We start from the raw sequence: 556 nt of genomic DNA on the forward strand, positions 1-556 counted from the left end.
TCGGCGATCTCTATTGGGACGACAGCTTCGACGCGGCCGACGTCATCCTCGCACTGGCCCAGGTCGGGCGCGGGCAGGACGTCACGGTCCGCCTGAATAGCGGCGGCGGCATCGCCACCGAGGGAGCGGCGATCCATGCCGCGCTTGCCGCCCACAGCGGTCGGAAAACCATCATCGTCGAGGGGATCGCCGCCTCGGCGGCCTCAGTGATCGCTATGGCCGGCGACGAGATCGTCATGGCCATGGGCGCCATCATGATGATCCACGATCCGTCCGGCTTCACCTTCGGGACGGTCGCCGAGCACGAACTGCAGATCAAGGCGCTCAACGCGCTCGGTACCGCAATGGCCGGCATCTACGCCGATCGCTCCGGTCGCACGGTGGACGAGGCCCGCGCCGACATGCGGGGCGAGCTCTGGATGTCGCCCGACGAGGCGGTGACCGCCGGCTACGCCGACCGGGTGCTGACCCGTGCCGCCGCGGCCGACGCGCCCGAAGGCACCACCATCGAGATCGACGCGCATGACGAGGGCGACGAGATGGGCCCCGAGCCCAC

General features: G+C 69.8%; 1 protein-coding gene. It reads left to right on the forward strand.

Features of this window, described 5'->3' with window-relative positions; translation table 11 throughout:
- A partial coding sequence (locus G3T14_RS25620) for a head maturation protease, ClpP-related (protein ID WP_163645063.1) occupies positions 1–556 on the forward strand: 556 nt, incomplete at both ends.

It is taken from the genome of Methylobacterium sp. BTF04 (assembly GCF_010692745.1).
Lineage (GTDB): Bacteria > Pseudomonadota > Alphaproteobacteria > Rhizobiales > Beijerinckiaceae > Methylobacterium.